This window comes from Iodidimonas nitroreducens, from assembly GCA_000710935.1.
Classification (GTDB): Bacteria; Pseudomonadota; Alphaproteobacteria; order Sphingomonadales; family Rhodothalassiaceae; genus Iodidimonas; species Iodidimonas nitroreducens.
On sequence record BAYV01000109.1, the window covers coordinates 126,003 to 146,793 of the forward strand.

Here is a 20,791-nt window from a genome sequence, read left to right on the forward strand (position 1 = left end):
GCTGCGCCAGAGGCTGCCCGCGATGGTTGGCCAGCGGATGAATGATGGATGATCTTTTGACGGAGAGAAAAGATGGGTTTGGCCGTTGGCTTGCAGATGGATCCGATCGAGACAATCGATATCAATGGCGACAGCACCTTTGCTCTGGGGCTTGAGGCTGAACGCCGGGGCCACAGCCTGTTTCATTATCTGCCCGGGGATCTGAGCTGGCAGCAGGGCCATGTGACCGCTATAGGCCGCCCGATCAGCTTGCGTCGCGAAAAGGGCAATCATGTCTCTGCCGGAAGCCCTGAAAAGCGCGATCTTGCCGATCTCAATACCATCCTGATGCGCCAGGACCCGCCTTTTGATCTGGGCTATATTTCCGCCACCCATATTCTGGAACATATCCACCCCAAAACCCTGGTGGTGAATGATCCGGCTTCGGTGCGCGATGCCCCGGAAAAGCTGTTTGTCACCCATTTTGCCGATCTGATGCCCCCCACATTGATCACAAGGCGCAAGGATGAAGTGGCGGCCTTTCGGGCCGAACATAAGGATATCATCGTCAAGCCGCTTTATGGCAATGGCGGGGCCGGGGTGTTTCGCCTGCAGCCGGGGGATGAAAATTTAGGCGCATTGATCGAGCTGTTCACCGGCATCTATCGCGAACCGATCATGGTGCAGCGCTATATCCCGCAGGTGCGCCAAGGTGATAAGCGCATCATTTTGGTGGATGGCGAGGTGGCGGGCGCGCTCAACCGCGTGCCGGCATTGGGCGAAGCACGATCCAATCTCCATGTGGGGGGGCGTGCTGAAATCGCGGTGCTAAGCCGCCGCGATCAGGAAATTTGTGATCGTTTGGGGCCGGAATTGAAAAAACGCGGCCTTATTTTTGTTGGCATCGATGTGATCGGCGATTGGCTCACCGAAATCAATGTCACATCCCCCACCGGGATTCAGGAAATCGACCGTTTCGATGATGCCAATATTGCGGGGCTGGTCTGGGATGCCATCGAAAGCCGGCTTTAAAGGGTTCGGCGCTTTTTTTCGTCCAGACCCGAAAGCCCTTCGCGGCGGGTGAGTTCGGCCATGATATCATCGGGCGCGATCCCTGCATCCGCCCATAAAACCATCAGATGAAACAACAGATCGGCAGATTCTGAAATGATCCCGGCCCGATCATCCAAAACCCCGGCCAGCGCTGTTTCCACCGCTTCTTCCCCCAGCTTTTGCGCAATTTTCTGGCGGCCCTTGCCATAAAGCCGGGCCACATAGCTCTGCTCGGGATCGGCGGATTTGCGCGCGATCAAGGTGGCATAAAGCCGGTTGAGGGCGGCCCAATCAATGGGGGCTGCTGGCTGCTCATCGGTCATCAGATCATCTCTTTTGTTTGGCGTATATTAATCCCGGCCCGGGCCATATGGGCCTTCGCCTCGCCCACAGTATAATGGCCGAAATGAAAGATCGAGGCCGCCAGAACTGCCGAGGCATGGCCATCGCGCACCCCCGCCACCAGATCATCAAGGGAGCCAACCCCGCCGGAAGCAATCACCGGAACCGGCACGGCATCGGCAATCCGCCGCGTTAAATCGAGATCGAAACCGGATTTTGTGCCATCGCGATCCATCGAGGTGAGAAGGATTTCGCCCGCCCCCAAAGAAGCCGCGCGGCAGGCAAATGCCACGGCATCTATCCCCGTGGCCGTGCGGCCGCCATGGGTGAAGATTTCCCAGCGATCCGGCCCCACCGATTTGGCATCCACCGCCACCGTGATGCATTGAGAGCCGAATTTTTCCGCTAATTGAGCGATCAATTCGGGCAATTGCACCGCCGCGCTGTTGATGGCGATCTTATCGGCCCCGGCCAGAAGCAATTTCCGAACATCATTCACAGATCGCACCCCGCCGCCAACGGTGAGCGGCATGAAACACATCTCGGCGGTGCGGGCCACCACATCAAGCAAAGTATCGCGCCGTTCATGGCTGGCGGTGATATCCAGAAAACACAGCTCATCCGCCCCCGCCGCATCATAAACGCGGGCCTGTTCCACGGGATCGCCCGCATCCAGAAGATCAACGAAATTGACCCCCTTCACCACCCGACCATCCTTCACATCGAGGCAGGGAATGATCCGCGTTTTCAACATGATGCGGAAACCAGCTGAAGGGCGGCCCGCAAATCCACGGCCCCATCATAAAGCGCCCGGCCGATCACCACGCCATCGACCTTTCCGCCCGGCATCTCGCCGCCCTTGATGCCATCGGCTGCGGCCTGCGCCGTTGCGCACAGGGCCATGATATCATCCATGCCGCGCACCCCGCCCGAGGCAATGATCGGCAGGCGCACCGCCCGGGCGAGATCGGCCACCGCCTGCCAGTTCACCCCCATCATCATGCCATCGCGATCAATATCGGTGAAAATGATCGCCTCAACGCCCACATCCTCGAACCTGCGGGCAAGATCGGCGGCGGGCAGATCGGATGTTTCCGCCCAGCCTTCGGTGGCGACAAAGCCATTGCGGGCATCGATCCCCACAAGGATGCGGCCCGGAAACTGCTGGCAGGCCGCCTTCACCAAGGCCGGGTTTTTGACCGCCGCCGTGCCCAGAATAACCCGCGACACCCCCAATTGCAGCCAGCGATCAATGGTTTCAAGGGATCGGATACCGCCGCCCAATTGCACCGGCACCGAAACCGCCTTCAGAATATCTTCCACCGCTGCCGCATTTTCCGGTCGGCCCGAAAAGGCACCATCCAGATCCACCAGATGCAGATATTCACAGCCCGCTTTGACAAAATCCAGCGCCTGGGCTGCGGGATCATCATGAAAGATGGTGGCTTTGGCCATATCGCCCTTTTGCAGGCGCACGGCCTTGCCGTCTTTCAGATCAATCGCCGGATAGAGTTTCATGGCTGCCACTCCAGAAAATTACGCAAGAAACGAAGGCCGGTTGTCTGGCTTTTTTCAGGATGAAATTGCACCCCCGCCACATTTCCCCGGGCCACCGCCGCGGTCAGCGCCATGCCATGATGCACCCGGGCAAGGCAGGCTTCAGGCGATTGCAGCGCCAGATGATAGCTATGAACGAAATAAGCATGATCGCCCGCCGCAATCCCGGCAAACAGCGGATGCGCCTCGCCTGCTTCGGTCAGTTCCAAAGCATTCCAGCCCATATGGGGGATTTTGAGATCGGGGCTTTGGGGACGGATCGCCTCGACCGTGCCCGGAATCCAGCCAAAACCCTGATGTTCACCATGCTCCAGCCCACGCGAGGCCAGCAATTGCATCCCCACACAAATGCCCAGAAAAGGCCGGGCATCATGCAAAGCCACCTGCTCGATCGCCGCCATCATATCGGGAATGGCATCGATCCCGGCCCGGCAATCACCAAAGGCCCCAACGCCGGGCAAAAGGATGCGATCGGCCTTGCGCACCGCCGCCGGATCGCCCGTAACCGTGATCTGGAAAGAAAGCCCCGCATCCAGAGCCACGCGCTGAAGCGCCCGCGAGACCGAACGCAGATTGCCCGATCCATAATCGATAACAACAAGGGTTTGCGCCATAGGTCAGCCGCCAATCGTGCCTTTGGTGGAGGGAATGGCATCCTTCCGCCGGGGGTCGATTTCAATGGCCATCCGCAAAGCCATGGCCATGCCCTTGAAGCAGGATTCGATCTTATGGTGATTATTCACCCCATAAAGAACCTCGACATGCAAGGTGATCCCCGCCCCAAAAGCAAAGGCGCGGGCGAATTCCTCGAATAATTCGGTATCCATCTCGCCCAAACGGGCCTGAGTGAAGGGCACTTTCCACACCAGAAAGGGCCGCCCCGAAATATCCACCGCCACCCGGCTCAGGGTTTCATCCATGGGCACATAGGCATGGCCATAGCGGGTGATGCCCCGCCGTTCGCCCAGCGCTTTTTTCAGCGCCCCGCCCAAAGCAATACCCACATCCTCGACCGTATGATGGGCATCGATATGCAGATCGCCCACCGCCCGGATATCAATATCCATCAGGGAATGGCGCGCCAGTTGCTCCAGCATATGATCGTAAAAACCGATGCCGGTCGAGATATTAGACCGCCCTTCTCCATCAAGGCCAAGACTGACGGAAATATCGGTTTCCCGGGTTTTGCGATCGATCTGGGCGCTGCGCATGAAAGCCATCCTGAAACTGAGTGCTTTTGATAAAAGCATGGGTGCCTTAGAACCATCCTGCCTATAGCAGGGTGATCCGTCCCCGCCAAGCCCGCCAGATGGCTTGCTATCCGGCTCGGCGGTTTTATATATGCAGGGCAATCGATCAGAACACCCGATTTCCTGAAGTGAGCCCGATTTCCTGAAGTGAGACAGAATGACCTCAGAACGTGATAATTTTCCCGGCTGGCACGGCACCACGATTTTATGTGTAAGAAAAGCAGACACAGTGGTGATGGCGGGCGACGGGCAGGTGACCATGGGGCAAACCATGGTGAAGGATAATGCCCGCAAGGTGCGACCTTTGGCCAATGGCGCGGTGATCGCGGGCTTTGCCGGAGCCACCGCCGACGCCTTTACCTTGCTCGAACGCCTTGAAGCCAAGCTTGAACGCTATCCCAACCAGCTTACCCGGGCCTGTGTGGAATTGGCAAAAGACTGGCGCACCGATCGCTATTTGCGGCGTTTGGAAGCCCTGATGGCGGTGGCAGACAAGGATGTGAGCCTGCTGCTGACCGGCACCGGCGATGTTTTAGAACCACAAGATGGCGTGATCGGCATCGGATCGGGCGGCAATTTCGCGCTTTCAGCGGCCCGCGCCCTTTATGACATGGATCTGGGTGCAGAAGACATCGCCCGCCGATCCATGGCCGTGGCGGCGGGCATCTGCGTTTATACCAATGACAATATCATCATCGAAAAGCTAGAATCCGCATGACCTCTTTTTCTCCCCGTGAAATCGTCTCTGAGCTCGATCGCTATATCATCGGCCAGAATGATGCCAAACGTGCTGTGGCCATTGCTCTGCGCAATCGCTGGCGACGCCAACAGCTTGACGACGCTCTGCGCGACGAGGTACTGCCCAAGAATATCCTGATGATTGGCCCCACCGGCGTGGGAAAAACCGAGATTTCCCGCCGTTTGGCGCGCCTTGCCAATGCCCCCTTCATCAAGGTGGAAGCCACCAAATTTACCGAAGTGGGCTATGTGGGCCGGGATGTGGAACAGATCATCCGCGATCTGGTGGAACAGGCCCGCACGATGGTCCGCGAAAATCACCGCCGCACAGTAACATCGCAGGCCGAACTTGCCGCCGAAGAGCGGGTGCTCGATGCCCTTGTGGGGAAATCCGCATCCCCCGATACGCGCCAAAGCTTTCGCGTTCGCCTGCGTCAGGGTGAATTGGATGACAAGGAAATCGAGCTGGATCTGGCCGATAGCGGCCCAGGCGGGATTCCCAGCATGGATATTCCGGGAATGCCAGGGGCCCAGCTTGGCATGATCAATCTGCAGGATATGCTGGGCAAAGCCTTTGGCGGCCAGCGCACCAGCCGCAAAAAAGTGACGATACGCGATTGCCATAAGCCCCTGATCGCCGAAGAAAGCGACAAGCTGATCGATGATGATGCCATCACCCGCGAAGCCATTGAGGCCGTTGAACAGAACGGCATCGTGTTTCTGGATGAAATCGACAAGGTATGCGCCAGCGAAGATCGCCGCGGCGGTGATATCAGCCGCGAGGGCGTGCAGCGCGACCTGCTGCCGCTGATCGAGGGCACCACCGTTTCCACCCGCTATGGATCGGTGAAAACGGATCATGTCCTGTTCATTGCATCGGGTGCTTTTCATCTGGCTAAGCCATCGGATCTCTTGCCCGAACTGCAAGGCCGGCTGCCCATTCGGGTGGAGCTTTCCGCCCTTGATAAAAAGGATTTCGAGCGCATCCTCACCGAACCGGAAACATCCCTGATCCGCCAATATAAGGCTTTGATGGAAACCGAAGGTGTGTCCCTTGATTTCACCGCCGATGGCATTGCCGAAATTTCCGAAATTTCCGCCGATGTGAACGCTTCGGTGGAAAATATCGGGGCCCGGCGCCTGCATACCGTGCTGGAACGGGTGCTGGATGAAATCAGCTTCGATGCCTCGGACCGCAATGGCGAGCAGGTGACCATCGATGCCGCCTATGTGCGCAAACATCTGGGCGATCTGCCGAAAAACACCGATCTATCGCGCTTCATTCTTTAGGCTTTTAAGGCTTCAGGCTTCAGCGGTGGCGACGCAACAGCACATAAAGCGCGCCATCGCCGCCATGCCCATCATGGGCCGGGCCATAGCTGTGCACATAAGGGGAAAGCTGCGGGGATTCCAGCCATAAGGGCACCATCCGGCGCAGCACACCCGAGCCCAGATCGAAGCTATCGCGGCGGCGAAAAGCCACCGGTACGCCAGTGGTTTGAGGATTTTGCCGCCCACCTTTGCCGGTAATCACCAAAATCGCCCGATCCCCGCGCCCTGCAGCCATCATGACATGCCGAACCAACCGCTCCAGCGCCTGTTTCTGGGTCAGACCATGCAGATCGATGCGGCTATCAATGGGCTGATGCCCGCGCGCCAAGCGGCGCTGGGTGCGGCGATCAAGCTGGCTGCGAATCTCGGCCGCCGCCTTTGTCGAAAGGGAAGGATCGGTCTGATTTATATGGGGGAGGGGCAGCAAATCCTGAAGATCACGCGGATTGGCCGCGCCTTCGCGATATAGGGATTTTGGAAGCGCGCCGGGAAAGGTGTTTTTGGGGAGAGGAGGGGCTTTGGGCCGGTTTTTAAGGGGTCGCACATCGCGGGTCAGTTGATCCCACAATTTTTGATCCTGATTTTGATCAGTCCCGCCGATCCGGTTTTTTGGCCGATTTTTCGGCTTGTTGCTCATGATTTTTCTGCAGATGCAAACAAACGCTGGGCCAAGGGCGTGGGAAGCAACAACCACAGCCGCCCATAATGAGCCATATGCCCCGCCAGATAAGCGGCTTCATCGCCAAAGCCCCAAAAAACATCGCCACGCACGCCCCCCCGGATCGCCCCGCCGGTATCCTGAGCCACCATCAGGCGTTCCAAAGGCTTTGGAGCCTCATCCGGCGCTGTTTCCCGATCCGGCATGCCGCCAGCCAACCACAAAGGTGCCCCCAAAGGCAGATAAGCACGATCAACGGCGAGGCTGCGCCCCGGGGTGAGGGGCACCCCTTCCGCCCCCAAAGGACCGGGGCCATCCAGCCGGCGAAAGAAAATATAGGAGGCATTTTCCACCATCAAATCCGCACCCGCCACCGGATTATCCCGCAGCCAATCGGCAATCGCCGGGGCCGACACATGATCGGGATGCAAAATCCTGCGCTCGACCATCAGGCGGCCCAGGGATGTATAGCCATGGCCATTGGGCCCATCATAGCCCAAGGCGATCATCGACCCATCCGGCAATAAAGCCCGCCCCGAGCCCTGGATCTGCAAGAAAAACACATCCACCCTGTCATCGGCCCATAAAAGCTCCAACCCCCGTCCGGCAAGAGCCCCCCGGGCAATCTCATGGCGGCTGGGAAAGGGCTGCAAGCGCCCGTTTTCCACCTTTCCCGCAATGCTCCGCCCGGCCAGATCGTCGCGAAAGTCTCCCAGATCAACCGTCACCAATTCAGGCGGACGACGATAGATCGGGACCTGATAGCGGGCATCAGGGGTTCGGCTGGCCCGGATCAGGGGCTCATAATAGCCGGTGAAAAGCCCGCGCGCCGATCCATCGAACCGCACCGAGAGGGGGGTAAAAAACTGCTCGAAAAAATCCCTGATTGCCTGATCAGACGAAATCGCCTGATCGGATGGGGCGCCGCTTTCATCAAGGGCCATCGCCCGATCACACACCGCCTGCCAATCTCCCACCTCCCCGCCAATCGCCACAGGGCTGATAGGGCGATCGGCTGGCAGGGTCTGCTTTTTCTGGCAACTCGTTACAAAAGCGGCGAGGGCGGGCGACAGATCATCGCGGCCCCATCCGGGCAGATCGGCAAAGGCTGCGGGCACAAAAGCGATCCCCTTTACGGGGATCGTCTGTCGGGAAAAGGGCCAAAAAAACAAAAGCCACAAAAGAGCGGCGAGCCCCAAGCCGACCAAAAGAATGCCCAGCCCTTTTCGCCCATTGATCATATCTGTGATCATATCTGCGATCCTGGCCTTGTGCGTTCGACATCCTCAGGCGCTGCTGGTGGAAACCAAAAGCCATGCGGGATCATCGCCGCCCAAATCCCGTTCAAATGTCCAGATATCATGCACGGTGACCGTATCGGCACTGTTACCTTCGATGATTTCATCCTCGGCATTTTTGGTCACCGAAACAATTTCCGCCTCATATTCCACAGTGATTGTGGCGGTCTTTTCCTGTAGTTCAGCCTTCACGATCTTTACATCCGCCAGATCGATCACTTGACCTTCGATCTTGTGATCGGCCTGTTCCCGGGCGGTGATGGCGGCTTCAAAATCGGCATAGACAGACGGACTGAGCAGGCCGCGCAATTCATCGCGATTGCCCTGCCAGAAAGCATCGAGAATCATCGGATAAACGGCTTGGGCCCCCTGATAAAAATGATCGGGATCGAAATCCCCATCGATCCGGCGCATGGCCCGGAACGCCTTCCGCACTTCGGGATCGGCTTCCAACCGCACCACGGTTTCACCATAAGGGGATTCAAGAGGCTGCCCCGCACCATCCACCGGATGGCCCTGTTTTGTCTGACCCACCCGAAGCTGGGCATCGGCATCCGGCTCATCCCCCGTGCGGCGGCCAAGAACGCTGCGCAGGCGCAAGGCGATAAACCCTGCCACCATCGCCAGAAGAATGATGTCGATAAACTGAAAACCCTCACCCATTGCGATATCCCGCGAACTGGAAACTGAACCAAGCGCCTTTTATACAGGATCGCGACCAAAGACAAACCCAAGGCTGATTGTTGATTGCCATTGGCGCATCACATCCTACATCTATAAGCATGATCTTATGATAGATAAGCCTCTCTCTTTGAAAGGACAAGCATGGCGCTCCTCTTCCTTCTGGCGCTTATAGCCGCACCGCTCGCTGAAATCAGCGTTTTTATTGCTGTGGGCGGTGAAATCGGCGCCCTTCCGGTGCTTTTGCTGACCATCGCCACGGCCGTGATCGGTGTGACCCTTGTGCGCGCCCAGGGGTTTGAAACCATCCGACAGGCCCGCGCCGAGCTTGATGCCAACCGCGCCCCCCTTTTGGAACTGATGCATGGGGCTTTTCTCGCCTTGGCCGGGCTGATGCTTCTGATCCCCGGCTTCATTTCTGATTTTCTGGGCGCATTGCTTTTGATCCCGCCTTTGCGCCTGTGGATCATTCTGGGCATTTTGCGCCGAACCCGGCCTCAAAGCAACCATGTGATCATCGAAGGCACCTTTTGGGAAAATGGCAAAACACCCGATGACCAAACACCGGATCAACCCCCCGATCAGCATCTGCCCCCCCGATCATGATGGATCAGGCTATGAGCAGGCAAAAATGAACCACGCCGGGCTCTTTTGATATCTGATCAGCGGTTGTTTGATCCGCCGGTTCGTGCTAGCGAAATCGCCATCGCTGTTTGGCGCGGGCAGGGTGCCCGTTCTTTTCAGCACCCCTATCATCATAATATTGATCAGCAGTGTGAAGGAACGTCAGATCATGGCGGAAAATGAACCCATCGGCGGCACCCAGAACTCAGGCCAGAACTCAGGCCAGAACTTTGGCACAGCCGCCTCGCAAACCAATGCGCCCGCAGCCGCTGTTCTGGCGCAATATGTGAAAGATCTTTCTTTCGAAAATCCCAATGCCGCGAAAACCTTTCAGGCCATGTCCAATCCCGATGCGCCAAAGCCGGGAATGGAAGTGAATGTGAATGTGGGTGCCCGCCGCATGGGCGACGAAGCTTTTGAAGTGGAATTGAAAATCAATGCCACATCAAAGCTGGGTGACGAGACCGCCTTCGCCGTTGAACTGGTTTATGCCGGGCTTTTCGGAGCGCGCAATCTGCCGGAAAATATGGTCGAGCCCTTTTTGCTGGTGCAGGCACCGCATATCCTGTTTCCTTTTGCCCGCCGGATCATTGCCGACACGGTGCGCGATGGCGGCTATTCACCCCTGATGCTCGATCCCATCGATTTTGCCGGACTGTATCAACAGCAGCGCGGATCAGTTGCACAAGCCCAGCCGCAGCAAAGCGGCTCTGCCGGGCTTGGCACCCTTGATCTGGGTGAGCCTCAAGGCAACGCCTGATCAAAAAAGGGCAAGGCCTGATCGAAACCTTCAGCCTGCAAGCTCACCGCTTGCAGGCTTTTTTGATCATCAAAAGACCATCATGCGGTCCAGATCGGGTTTTTAAGGCTTTTGACAAAGGCCTCATGCGCTTCCAATTCGCCCTCATCGGGCTGATGGGGGCGCGGTTCCCTGCGCGGCCCGGTTTGGCTTTCAAAACCCGGTGTCATAAGGCTCTGATCACTTGGGGCCATCATCTCCCCCAGCCCCAGGCCCTGCTGCCGACCGCCCCGCAATTCAAGATAGACCTGAGCCAGAATCTGGCAATCGAGCAGGGCATCATGGCGTTCGCGCATGGAATTATCGATGCCAAAGCGCTTGCACAAGGCATCAAGGGAAAGTTTCTGCCCGGGAAAGCGCTTTCGCGCCATATCAAGGGTATCGATGAAGCGGGTTTTCGGCAGCGGCGGGCGTTCAATCCGGATCAATTCGGCATTGAGGAATTTCATGTCAAATTCCGCATTATGCGCCACCAGCGGATCCTCATCCACAAAGGCCAGAAATTCATCAATCACGGCATCAAAACCGGGCTTGCCTGCCAGCATGGCATCGCTGATCCCGTGGATGGCTTGGGCCCCGGGGTCCATGGGCCGGTCGGGATTGATCAGGGTCATATAATGGCGGCCAGTGGGCAGATAATCGATCAGCTCAACCGCCCCGATCTGCACCAATCGATGGCCCTGCGCCGGATCGAGGCCGGTGGTTTCCGTATCAAAAACAACTTCGCGCACGGCGTTCTATCCTTCCCATAATCCGTCAGGCCACGCATCCCCCAACCACGGCCAGCTTGATCCGCTTTTCTTTGAAAGATCGCGCAGCATCACAGCAATATCATGGAGCATCACCCGTTTTCCATCCCCGGAATTGAGGCAATAATCAGCACGGGCGCGTTTTTCGGCATCCGGCATCTGTTGGGCCAGAATGGCATCCAATTTTTCTGCATTCATCTGCGGGCGCGCCAAAGCCCGCTGGCGCTGGGTGGCCGCCGGCGCGCTGACCACAGCAACAAAATCAACCCGGCGATCCCCACCGGTTTCAAACAAAAGCGGAATATCAAGAACGGCCAAGGCGCAGGAATGAGAATTGGCGGCGATTTGACGCTCGGCTTCACGCAAAAAATCATATTGGGCGGCCAGAACCCGGGGATGAAGAATGGCTTCAAGGCGGGCCAGCCGATCCTTATGGCCAAAAACCATCGCCCCCAAAGCCGCCCGATCCACCCCCAAAGCGGTCACGGTTTCAGGAAACGCTTCAGCAATAGCCGCTAAAGCCGCGCCGCCCGGGCCCATCAGCTTATGCACACAGGCATCGCTGTCAAAAACCGGTATACCAAAGCGGCGCAACATTTTGGCCGCTTCGCTTTTGCCCATGGCAATCGAACCCGTGAGCCCTAGAATGATCATGATCCCGAGCTTTCCAGTGCCTTTAACAAAGCGCTGCGCACGTCGTCATCGGCTTCCGGCCGTACCCCGAAAAAGCTGTGAAAAGCGGGCACGGCCTGATGGATCAACATCCCCAAACCATCCACCGCCACAAGCCGCCGGGCCTCGGCCTCTTTCAAAAGGGGGGTTAAAAGCGGTTTATAAACAATATCATAAACCACCGATCCCTGGGCCATCAAAGATAATTCAATCGACAAAGACGGCTGACCCACCATGCCCAGCACTGTGCTATTGACCAGCAAAGACACTTCTTTCAACAGCATGGTGCGATCCTGCCAGGGCTGGGCGCGCACCCGATGATCGCCATAGGAACACGCCAAATCATCTGCCAAAGCCCGGGCGCGATCCCCCGTCCGATTGACCACAAAAACCTGCTCGAGCCCGGCATCGAGCAAAGCCGCAATGATCGCCCGGGCCGCACCCCCCGCCCCTAAAACCAAAGCCCGCGCCCCTTTTGCCTGCCAGTTCGGCGCGCTTGCCTCCAAATGGGCAAAAAAACCATAGGCATCGGTGTTGCGGCCTTCCAGCCGTCCTTTGGCATCGATGGAAATGCAATTGATCGCCCCGATCCGCCGGGCCAGAGGATCAACGCGATCCACAAGGGCCATAGCCGCTTCCTTATGGGGAACAGTGATATTCACCCCGGAAAAACCGAGCGGATAAAGGCCCCTGATCGCTGAGGCCAGATTTTGCGGTCGCACCATCAAGGGCACATAATCCCCCGCAAGACCATGACGATCGAGCCAGAAACGGTGCAGATGCGGTGACAGGGAATGACCAATCGGCCATCCCATCACGCCTGCCAGTTTTGGTGTTTGGTGAGCCATTATTCCAAAATCAGCTTTTCTGTCCGCAAAATTTCCAAAAGCGGCAGTAAAGGCAAGCCCAGAATGGAGAAATAATCACCTTCGATCTTCTCGAAAAGCTGCACGCCTTCCGCCTCCAAACAATAGCCGCCGACAGATTGATATAAAGCCTCACCCCCCAAAGCGAGATAGTGATCAAGAAAAGCATCGGAAAAATGCCGCATCCATAAAATGGCCTGCTAATCCCATTGCCAAAGGATCGCCCCATCAAAAGTTAGGGCCACCGCACTATGCAGATGATGTGTCTGCCCGCGTAAAGAGAGAAGCTGTTGGCGCAGGCTGCTTTCATCCGCTGCTTTTGATAAAAGTGTTTGATCATGGATCAGGGTTTGATCCGCCCCGATCACATAAGAGCCTGGCCAATCATGGGATATGGCCAGCGCCTTTTCCCGGGCTAAAGCGGGGGCAATGGCCAAGAGATCAGGCTGATCCTGCGCCAGACAATGATCCTTGATCGGCTGTTCATCCATGGCGCTTGCTTTCACCTCAAAGGAAAGGCCCGCATCGCGCAAAATCTTTGCCCGCACCGGACTTTTCGAGGCGAGGATCAAAGGCTTGTTCATTCCTTTTCCTTTTGATGCGAGCTTGCTTCCCGGGCCGAATGCAACCTTAAAATCGCTGCTGCGGTTTCCTCAATGGAGCGCCGGGTAACATCGATCACCGGCCAATGATTGTCGCTGCACAAACGCCGACAGGCCAGAACCTCAAGCTTCACCGCCTCCATATCCACATAAGCTGTAGACGGAGCTTCGCGCATGGATCGCAGGCGATTGGTGCGCACCTGCACCAAACGATCCGGGCTTGCGGTTAATCCCACCACCAGTGCATTCAAGGGTCCATAAAGCTCGGGCGGCAATACAGCATTGGGAACAAAAGGAATATTGGCCGTTTTAAAGCCCTTGTTTGCCAGATAGATACTGGTCGGCGTTTTTGAGGTGCGCGACACCCCCACCAGAATAATATCGGCCGACAGCAGATCATGGGCCATCTGCCCATCATCATGGGCCATGGTGTAATGCAGCGCATCGATCCGATCAAAATAATCGCGATCCATTTCATGCTGCCGGCCCGGCAGGCCGCGTGATTGCGCCCCTAAAAACTGGCCCAGAGCGCTGATCACCGGATCCAGAACCGATACATGCTGAATATTAAGAGCCGAACAATGACGGGTCAATTCCCGACGGATGTCCTCATTGACAAGGGTATACATCACCAGCCCGGGGCGATCTTCGATGAATTCCATGATCCGTTCCATCTGGCGCGCTGTGCGCACCATAGGCCAGATATGTTTTTCTGCGCGGGCCTCTTCAAATTGAACCAAAGCCGCCTTGGCCATGGCCTCCAGGGTTTCCCCGGTTGAATCAGATACCAGATGCAGATGAAAACGCTGAGGAGCCGGGGGCTTTTCCATGAAAGGGGGAAACACTCATCTAAGAAAAGGGGGTGAGAAAGCTGTGGATAAAGATCGAACAAAAATCCTATCAACGAGAATGCCGAACAAATGTCCGCAAGTGAACTTTTTTATTCCGTATTCATTCTTGTTTTTCAACACCCACTGATAAAGGGGATAACCAATCAAGGCATAGGGCCTGAACGCCTAAGATTTGCCCTTAAAGGTCAAAAAAAAATCTTTGGATTGATATCTGTTGAATCTACCCAAGAAACTGTTGATAACTGTGGGGATAAAGATTGATCCCCGGTTTTCACAAGATACCACTACCACTTCAATCTTATAGATTCTTATAAAGTTTAAGATAGTAGTAGAAGGCAGGCAGATCCCATCGTGATTGAAAAACCCATTCTCAGTGTCTTGAAAGGCGAGCGTCACACCCGGCCCCCTTTCTGGTTCATGCGTCAGGCTGGTCGCTATCTGGCGGAATATCGTGCGGTGCGAGCCAAGGCGGGAAGTTTTCTCGATTTGGTCTATAACCCCGATCTTGCCACCGAAGTGACCTTGCAGCCGGTTCATCGTTTGAAAACCGATGGAGCGATTCTTTTTTCCGATATTCTGATTGTTCCCCATGCTTTGGGTCAGGATGTCGCCTTCAAACAAGGTGAAGGCCCGGTCCTTGATCCCATCACCTCGCGGGCTGATTTTGCCAAATTATCCCTTGATGCTTTGGATGAGCGAGCGGCACCGGTTTATCAAACCGTGCGGCAGGTGCTGGTGGCTTTGCCTCCTTCTGTCACCCTGATCGGTTTTTGCGGCGGCTTATGGACGGTGGCAAGCTATATGGTGGCGGGTCGCGGGGGGGATGAACAGGCTGCGGCCAAGGCCTGGGCCTATCATGATCCCGAAGGCTTTGATCAGCTTCTCGCTCTTTTGGAAGAGGCTAGCTTTCATTATCTTGTGGGGCAGATCGATGCCGGGGCGGAAGTGATCCAGATTTTTGAAAGCTGGGCGGGTAATCTTCCAGAACCGGTTTTTGAACGCTTTGTCATCGCCCCCACGCAGCGCCTGGTGGCGCGATTAAAGGCGGCGCGGCCAACCATACCCATCATCGGCTTTCCCCGTGCTGCTGGGCCTTATCTGGGCGATTATGCGCAAAAAACCGGAGTGGATGCGATCTCCCTCGATAGTGGGATGAAGCTTTCCTATGCTGATCAGTGTTTACCGGCCAAAATGGCCGTGCAGGGTAATCTCGATCCGCAATATGTGGTGGCGGGTGGTGATCTGATGGAGATTGAAACCGCGCGGATTTTGAAAGCCCTGAGGGGACGCCCGCATATTTTCAATTTAGGCCATGGCTTTGTTCCCCATACGCCGGTGGCCCATGTGGAAAGGCTTGCCGCTTTCCTTCATGAATGGCACGATCAATCCCAATGATAGCCAAAGCGAGAACAGGATCTTTTTCATGACACTTTATCTTTGGATAAAGGCACTTCATCTGATTGCGGTGATTTTCTGGATGGCGGGCATGTTCATGTTGCCGCGCTATTTTGCCTATCACGCCGAAGCGATCAAAGGCTCTGATGAAGATCGTAAATGGATTGATCGCGAGCGGAAATTGCTGCGTATCATCATCAATCCATCCATGATCGCGACCTGGATTTTTGGTTTATCCCTCGCAGCCTCCTATGGCTTTGCTGAAGCCTGGCTTCATGTGAAATTGCTGTTTGTGGTGGGCCTTACCGTGCTGCACATCATGCTGGCGCGTTGGCGTAAGGTTTTTGAACGGGGTGAGAATGTCCGCAGTTCAAAATTCTATCGGATGATCAATGAAATCCCCACCATCAGCACGATTATCATTGTCATTCTCGTGATTGTGAAACCGTTCTGATAGAATTTCTTTGATTTAGCTTGACTTCAGGGCGTTAGCTGATAGCGTTCAGTCTGAATGGCACCTTCGGGCCTTTTTTCTTCAGGGTCTTTGAAATTGCCGGATATGCCCTTTGATTGTCTTTCCTGTCGGCATATTTTTGTATTTTTCCCCTCTTTATCATCAGGTTCACTGTCTATTCGGCTTGATGATCCCCCCTTCCCAGACCTTTCCAATATCCATCCAGAGTTCCTATCCCATGAATCTTCAGGATCTGAAAAATAAAACGCCCAGTGATCTTTTGGCTCTTGCTGAAGAACACGGGATTGAAAATGCCAGCACTTTGCGCAAACAGGATATGATGTTTGCCATTCTGAAAAATCTTGCCGAACGGGGCGAGGATATTTCAGGCGGTGGCGTGATCGAAATTTTGCAGGATGGATTTGGTTTTTTGCGGTCGCCAGAAGCCAGCTATCTTGCGGGTCCTGATGATATCTATGTCAGCCCCAGCCAGATCCGGCGTTTTGGTTTGCGCACCGGCGATACGGTCGAAGGCCAGATCCGGGCGCCCAAGGATGGGGAGCGTTATTTTGCTCTGCTCAAAGTCAACACCATCAATTTCGATGAGCCGGAAAAAATTCGCCATAAGGTGAATTTCGATAATTTGACCCCGCTTTATCCTGATGAACGGATCAATCTCGATCCTCAGGATCCCACGATCAAGGATCTGACCCCACGCATTATCGATCTCGTGACCCCGATTGGCAAAGGCCAAAGGGCTTTGATCGTGGCGCCGCCGCGCACGGGTAAAACCATGGTTTTGCAAAATATTGCCAAGGCCATCACCCATAATCACCCGGAAATTTATCTGTTGGTTCTGTTAATTGATGAACGACCGGAAGAAGTGACCGACATGCAGCGCTCGGTGAAGGGTGAGGTGGTGTCCTCGACCTTTGATGAGCCTGCAACCCGCCATGTGCAGGTTGCTGAAATGGTGATCGAAAAAGCCAAACGGCTGGTGGAACATAAAAAAGATGTGGTGATTCTGCTCGATTCCATCACCCGTCTTGCGCGGGCTTATAATACAGTGGTTCCCAGCTCGGGCAAAGTGCTCACCGGCGGTGTGGATGCCAATGCTTTGCAAAGGCCAAAGCGCTTTTTTGGTGCCGCGCGCAATATCGAAGAGGGTGGCTCTTTATCGATCATCGCCACCGCTCTGGTCGAGACGGGATCGCGCATGGATGAGGTGATTTTTGAAGAATTCAAAGGCACCGGCAATTGCGAACTGATCCTTGATCGGAAGGTTTCCGATAAGCGCGTTTTCCCCGCTATCGATATTCTGAAATCCGGCACCCGGAAAGAAGAATTGATCCTCCCCAAAGATCAACTGGCCAAGACCTGGGTCTTGCGGCGTATTCTGCAGCCCATGGGCACCACCGACGCCATTGAATTCCTGATCGGGAAGTTGAAGGAAACGAAAACCAATGAGGACTTCTTCACCTCGATGAATAATTGAGCGCATTTAAAAACCCCCCGATGATCATGAATCAGCATCGGGGGGTTTGATGTTTCACGTGAAACATGGGGTTCAAATGGTTCTCTCGTCTCAATCCTAACCGATATTCTCTTTTAAAAATGCGGCTGTTCGGGCATTGGCCTTTTCGGCGGCCGCCTGATCAAAATGAGTGCCACCCGGGCGGGCAAAAGCGTGATCCACATCCGCATAGTCATGCATAATCACATGATCATGACCATCGAGCGCCTGATGGATGGCGGCCTGCGCCTGTTTATCAACAAAGCCATCTTCGCGGGCGATGTGGAGCATTAATTTGCCTTTGATATGGGCCGCTTCATCCAGCTTTCCATCAATACCCACACCATAATAACCAATGGCCGCATCGGCATCGGTTCGGCAGGCACTGAGATAAGCCAGCATTCCACCCAAGCAATAGCCGATTACTGCCACCTTGCCGCTGCTCCCTTCGATATCGCGGGCGGTGGTGATGGTTGCGGCGATATCTTCGATGCCCTTATCAAGATCAAAGCCTTTATAAAGTTCGAAAGCCCGATCCCAATCTTTGGACAATTTGTCATTCAATTGAATATCGGGTTCCTGTCGCCAAAAAAGATCTGGGCAAATGGCGATATAACCATCTTCGGCCAGCTTGTCGCAAATCAGGCGCATCGGTGTGTTGACGCCGAAAATTTCCTGAATGGCCACAACCACAGACCCCGATCCGCTTTCAGGATAAGCAACATAGGCTTTAAAACGGCCTGATTGATCCTTGGCGTCGATATTGATGGTGCGTGCGGGCATTGTTGTCTCCTTGGTTTGAAATGATTTATTGCGATAAATGCCGATTATAAGGGAAGCTGAGGCGCAATGCCTTCCAAGCGGATGAGGGCGGCTTTGGAGTCGAGGCCGCCCATTCCGGAATAGCCGGTTAGATTGCCTTGAGCGCTCAACACCCTGTGGCAGGGGATGATGATCGGGATCGGGTTGGTTCTGCAGGCATTGCCCATGGCGCGGGCCTTCGTGCCGATCTTATGGGCCAGGTCGCCATAGCTTTGAGTGGTGCCATAGGGGATCTGGCTGATGGCAGACCAGGCCCGCTTTTGAAAATCACTGCCATGGGGATTTAACGGCAGATCGAACAGGGTGCGGACTCCATCGAAATAATCCTGTACCTGCTGGGCTGCTTCGATCAAAAGGGCGCTGGGCTGCTGGCGATCGCCCCATCCCCATTCCAAAGCGATGATATGATCATCCTCTTCAAACAAGGTGAGATCGCCCAAGGGGCTGTGAAGAGATAAAATGCCCATGGGTTTAGTCTCCGCCCTCGAAGATCGGATCACCGGTTCGCGCGCTTTTCAAAAGCGTTGCAAAAGCCTGAGGATCAGTGATCGGTTGGCTGCATTTTTGCTGGGTGCATAAGGTCATCTGATCAGCCTTAAGGCTTTGATCTTGAATATAGTTCAGGATTGCATTGGGCAGGGATAAACCATGAAGGCTGGCTTTCAAGGCTCCCTCCAATGGTTGCACATCCTTTTGCATCAGGCTGATTTCAAGGCCGTTGAACAGGGTATCGCAGGCATTGAGAAAGGACAGATGAGGGAAAAACTGGGCAATGGCCGGTTCTGAATAGGTTGCCAGCAAATGATCCGCGCGCGTTTTCCATTGCAGATCGCCGGTGATGGCGAACAGGCGTGCAAAATTTTCCAGCATCGTCGCATTGCCGGATGGCTGGGCCCCATCATGGGCGGATTTTGGGCGCATCAGCAAATCTTCGGCATCTTTTGCCGCCGTGAAATAGCCCCCCGTTTCTTCATCCTTGAACAGGTTTTCCACCCTTTCAGCCCAAAAGAGGGCCTGTTCAAGATAAAGGGTATCGGCCGTAGTTTCATAAAGCGTCAGGCCCGCGCGGATCATCTGGGCATGATCATCGAGAAGGGAGACGGTCGTGATCCGGCCCCCCCGCGCGGCATGATAAAGGCGGCCATCGGGGCCGCTCATGGTGTTTTTGATCCATGCGAACACATGGCGGGCCCGTTCCAGCCAATCTGGCCGCTCGAAAACCGAAGCGGCCTTGCAGGCGGCGGCAATCATCAGGCCATTCCAATCGCATAAGATCTTATCATCAAGGGCTGGGCGCACCCGCTCTGTGCGATCACGAAACAGGATCGCCCGGCATTGAGCCAGGCGGTTTTCCGTTTCATTATTCTGGGGAAAGGCGCTGTGCAGGCGATTGAGGATGGTGACCCCTTCCCAATTTCCTTCATCGCGCACATCATAATGCTCACAAAAGAGCGCGGCATCCTCGGGGCTGAGCAGAGCAGCGATCTGCGCCTTTGTCCAGACATAGAATTTGCCTTCCACGCCTTCGCTATCGGCATCCAAAGATGCAGCATAGGCCCCTTCGGCGGTGATCATTTCACGTTCGAGCCACTCCATGCTTTCAGCCACACGCAGGCGATAAAGGGAGGATCGGGTTTCGCGCCAAACTTCGGTATAAAGGGCGATGAGCTGGGCATTGTCATAAAGCATTTTTTCAAAATGCGGCACCAGCCAGCGTTCATCCACCGTATAGCGCGAAAATCCCCCGCCCAGATGATCATAAAGTCCGCCCATCGCCATTTGATCAAGGGCACGTTCCACGGCCTGAAACCAGTTTTCCTGTTGGGCTCGGATGGCGCCGCGCCACAGAAATTCGAGCATATGGGGTTGGGGGAATTTGGGTGCTCCTGCCATGCCGCCATGGCGCGGGTCCATATGATGGAAAAGCTTGGTAGCGATTTGATCCAGCAGATGGGGCTCTATTCTTGGCTGCGAGCCATGAAGGGATTTAGTTTCATAAAGCTTTTCCAGATGCTCCAGCAAGATGGTGCTGTTTTCAGCCACCTGTTCGCGATTGCTGTGATAGAGGGCTGCGACCCGATCCAGCACCTCGATAAAGCCCGGACGCCCATACGAAGCCTGTGCCGGAAAATAGGTGCCACCCCAGAAAGGCTCGCCCTTTGGGGTCAGAAACATCGTGAGCGGCCATCCCCCCGGCTGTCCCATCAGCGATAAAGAGGACATATAAAGCGTATCGATATCGGGGCGCTCTTCGCGATCCACCTTGATATTGATGAAAAGCCTGTTCATTTGTTCGGCAATGTCTGGATCCTCGAAGCTTTCATGGGCCATCACATGGCACCAATGGCAGGCAGCATAGCCCACCGAAAGCAGGATCGGCTTGTTTTGGGCCTGGGCTTCAGCCAAAGCTTTTGGCCCCCAGGGCCGCCAATCCACCGGATTATCGGCATGCTGGAGCAGATAGGGGCTTGATTCAAATCGCAATTGGTTGTCTGACATGCGCGGGTAACCTATTTTTCTGGGGATGCTGGCTCGGTGGCGATTCCGATCCATGCA

The 20,791-nt window shown here is 55.3% G+C and carries 23 protein-coding genes and 1 pseudogene; 8 read left to right on the forward strand and 16 right to left on the reverse strand.

The window, feature by feature from the left end:
* Positions 1–72: 72 nt before the first annotated feature.
* Complete coding sequence (gshB, locus tag AQ1_RS13600) at positions 73–1,011, forward strand: glutathione synthase (protein ID WP_042088204.1); 939 nt, start codon at positions 73–75, stop codon at positions 1,009–1,011.
* Here gshB and AQ1_RS13605 read toward each other — a convergent pair.
* From AQ1_RS13605 to hisB, 5 genes are read right to left on the reverse strand one after another with little or no spacing between them, the layout of a single operon-like run.
* Positions 1,008–1,355: a phosphoribosyl-ATP diphosphatase gene (locus AQ1_RS13605; protein ID WP_042088206.1), complete on the reverse strand. Its 348-nt coding sequence runs from the start codon at positions 1,353–1,355 to the stop codon at positions 1,008–1,010. The genes gshB and AQ1_RS13605 overlap by 4 nt on opposite strands.
* Positions 1,355–2,128 (reverse strand): imidazole glycerol phosphate synthase subunit HisF, encoded by a 774-nt coding sequence (hisF, locus tag AQ1_RS13610; protein WP_042088208.1) that lies wholly within the window; start codon positions 2,126–2,128, stop codon positions 1,355–1,357. The genes AQ1_RS13605 and hisF overlap by 1 nt, the downstream gene beginning before the upstream one ends.
* Complete coding sequence (gene hisA, locus AQ1_RS13615) at positions 2,122–2,892, reverse strand: 1-(5-phosphoribosyl)-5-[(5-phosphoribosylamino)methylideneamino]imidazole-4-carboxamide isomerase (protein ID WP_042088212.1); 771 nt, start codon at positions 2,890–2,892, stop codon at positions 2,122–2,124. The genes hisF and hisA overlap by 7 nt, the downstream gene beginning before the upstream one ends.
* A complete protein-coding gene (gene hisH, locus AQ1_RS13620) occupies positions 2,889–3,545 on the reverse strand; it encodes an imidazole glycerol phosphate synthase subunit HisH (protein WP_042088213.1) in 657 nt (218 codons plus the stop codon). The genes hisA and hisH overlap by 4 nt, the downstream gene beginning before the upstream one ends.
* A gap of 3 nt (positions 3,546–3,548) precedes the next feature.
* On the reverse strand, positions 3,549–4,142 hold the full coding sequence (gene hisB / locus AQ1_RS13625; RefSeq protein WP_042088446.1) for an imidazoleglycerol-phosphate dehydratase HisB: 594 nt from the start codon (positions 4,140–4,142) through the stop codon (positions 3,549–3,551).
* Between the two features lie 196 nt (positions 4,143–4,338).
* On the opposite strand from hisB, the gene hslV reads away from it, so the two are divergent.
* Both hslV and hslU read left to right on the forward strand, forming a co-directional pair.
* Positions 4,339–4,899 carry an ATP-dependent protease subunit HslV gene (gene hslV / locus AQ1_RS13630; RefSeq protein WP_042088215.1) on the forward strand — a complete coding sequence of 187 codons (561 nt, stop codon included), beginning with the start codon at positions 4,339–4,341 and terminating at the stop codon, positions 4,897–4,899.
* Positions 4,896–6,209 (forward strand): ATP-dependent protease ATPase subunit HslU, encoded by a 1,314-nt coding sequence (gene hslU / locus AQ1_RS13635; protein ID WP_042088217.1) that lies wholly within the window; start codon positions 4,896–4,898, stop codon positions 6,207–6,209. The genes hslV and hslU overlap by 4 nt, the downstream gene beginning before the upstream one ends.
* Before the next feature lie 19 nt (positions 6,210–6,228).
* Here the strand turns inward: hslU and AQ1_RS14770 are convergent, their stop codons facing one another.
* The 3 genes from AQ1_RS14770 to AQ1_RS13650 form a co-directional block, all read right to left on the reverse strand.
* Complete coding sequence (locus AQ1_RS14770; protein WP_161760627.1) at positions 6,229–6,819, reverse strand: Smr/MutS family protein; 591 nt, start codon at positions 6,817–6,819, stop codon at positions 6,229–6,231.
* Between the two features lie 65 nt (positions 6,820–6,884).
* Positions 6,885–8,162, reverse strand: coding sequence for a murein transglycosylase A (gene mltA / locus AQ1_RS13645; RefSeq protein ID WP_042088219.1), 1,278 nt, complete (start codon positions 8,160–8,162; stop codon positions 6,885–6,887).
* 33 nt (positions 8,163–8,195) lie between these two features.
* Positions 8,196–8,870: a Tim44/TimA family putative adaptor protein gene (locus AQ1_RS13650; protein WP_042088221.1), complete on the reverse strand. Its 675-nt coding sequence runs from the start codon at positions 8,868–8,870 to the stop codon at positions 8,196–8,198.
* Positions 8,871–9,032: 162 nt separating this feature from the next.
* Here AQ1_RS13650 and AQ1_RS13655 point away from each other — a divergent pair, with 162 nt between their 5' ends.
* Together AQ1_RS13655 and secB are read left to right on the forward strand one after the other, a co-directional pair.
* Positions 9,033–9,494 carry an FxsA family protein gene (locus AQ1_RS13655; protein WP_052371306.1) on the forward strand — a complete coding sequence of 154 codons (462 nt, stop codon included), beginning with the start codon at positions 9,033–9,035 and terminating at the stop codon, positions 9,492–9,494.
* Between the two features lie 187 nt (positions 9,495–9,681).
* On the forward strand, positions 9,682–10,272 hold the full coding sequence (secB, locus tag AQ1_RS13660; protein WP_042088451.1) for a protein-export chaperone SecB: 591 nt from the start codon (positions 9,682–9,684) through the stop codon (positions 10,270–10,272).
* Between the two features lie 80 nt (positions 10,273–10,352).
* Here secB and dnaQ read toward each other — a convergent pair whose 3' ends face one another.
* The 5 genes and pseudogenes from dnaQ to AQ1_RS13685 form a co-directional block, all read right to left on the reverse strand.
* The gene (gene dnaQ, locus AQ1_RS13665) at positions 10,353–11,042 is read right to left on the reverse strand and encodes a DNA polymerase III subunit epsilon (protein WP_042088223.1); all 690 of its coding nucleotides are present in this window, start codon (positions 11,040–11,042) and stop codon (positions 10,353–10,355) included.
* A 6-nt stretch (positions 11,043–11,048) separates the two neighbouring features.
* Positions 11,049–11,714, reverse strand: coding sequence for a dephospho-CoA kinase (gene coaE, locus AQ1_RS13670; protein WP_042088225.1), 666 nt, complete (start codon positions 11,712–11,714; stop codon positions 11,049–11,051).
* Entirely contained in the window at positions 11,711–12,580 is an 870-nt protein-coding gene (locus AQ1_RS13675; RefSeq protein WP_042088227.1) for a shikimate dehydrogenase, read from the reverse strand. Before AQ1_RS13675 ends, coaE begins: the two co-directional genes overlap by 4 nt.
* A pseudogene (locus AQ1_RS13680) lies at positions 12,580–13,182 on the reverse strand (Maf family protein). Before AQ1_RS13680 ends, AQ1_RS13675 begins: the two are co-directional and overlap by 1 nt.
* Positions 13,179–14,030, reverse strand: a complete 852-nt coding sequence (locus AQ1_RS13685; RefSeq protein WP_042088229.1) for a pyruvate, water dikinase regulatory protein — start codon at positions 14,028–14,030, stop codon at positions 13,179–13,181. Before AQ1_RS13685 ends, AQ1_RS13680 begins: the two are co-directional and overlap by 4 nt.
* Before the next feature lie 372 nt (positions 14,031–14,402).
* Between AQ1_RS13685 and hemE the strand changes: the two genes are divergently transcribed.
* From hemE to rho, 3 genes are all read left to right on the forward strand, one after another.
* Positions 14,403–15,446: a uroporphyrinogen decarboxylase gene (gene hemE / locus AQ1_RS13695; RefSeq protein WP_313978036.1), complete on the forward strand. Its 1,044-nt coding sequence runs from the start codon at positions 14,403–14,405 to the stop codon at positions 15,444–15,446.
* A 28-nt stretch (positions 15,447–15,474) separates the two neighbouring features.
* Positions 15,475–15,900: a protoporphyrinogen oxidase HemJ gene (gene hemJ / locus AQ1_RS13700; protein WP_042088455.1), complete on the forward strand. Its 426-nt coding sequence runs from the start codon at positions 15,475–15,477 to the stop codon at positions 15,898–15,900.
* A 238-nt stretch (positions 15,901–16,138) separates the two neighbouring features.
* Positions 16,139–17,395, forward strand: coding sequence for a transcription termination factor Rho (gene rho / locus AQ1_RS13705; protein WP_042088457.1), 1,257 nt, complete (start codon positions 16,139–16,141; stop codon positions 17,393–17,395).
* A gap of 96 nt (positions 17,396–17,491) precedes the next feature.
* On the opposite strand, the gene AQ1_RS13710 is transcribed toward rho, so the two are convergent.
* The 3 genes from AQ1_RS13710 to AQ1_RS13720 are packed head-to-tail and all read right to left on the reverse strand — an operon-like array spanning position 17,492 to position 20,734.
* Positions 17,492–18,196 carry a dienelactone hydrolase family protein gene (locus AQ1_RS13710; RefSeq protein ID WP_042088233.1) on the reverse strand — a complete coding sequence of 235 codons (705 nt, stop codon included), beginning with the start codon at positions 18,194–18,196 and terminating at the stop codon, positions 17,492–17,494.
* A 44-nt stretch (positions 18,197–18,240) separates the two neighbouring features.
* Entirely contained in the window at positions 18,241–18,702 is a 462-nt protein-coding gene (locus AQ1_RS13715) for a methylated-DNA--[protein]-cysteine S-methyltransferase (protein WP_042088235.1), read from the reverse strand.
* A 4-nt stretch (positions 18,703–18,706) separates the two neighbouring features.
* Entirely contained in the window at positions 18,707–20,734 is a 2,028-nt protein-coding gene (locus AQ1_RS13720; protein ID WP_042088237.1) for a thioredoxin domain-containing protein, read from the reverse strand.
* Positions 20,735–20,791: the final 57 nt, after the last annotated feature.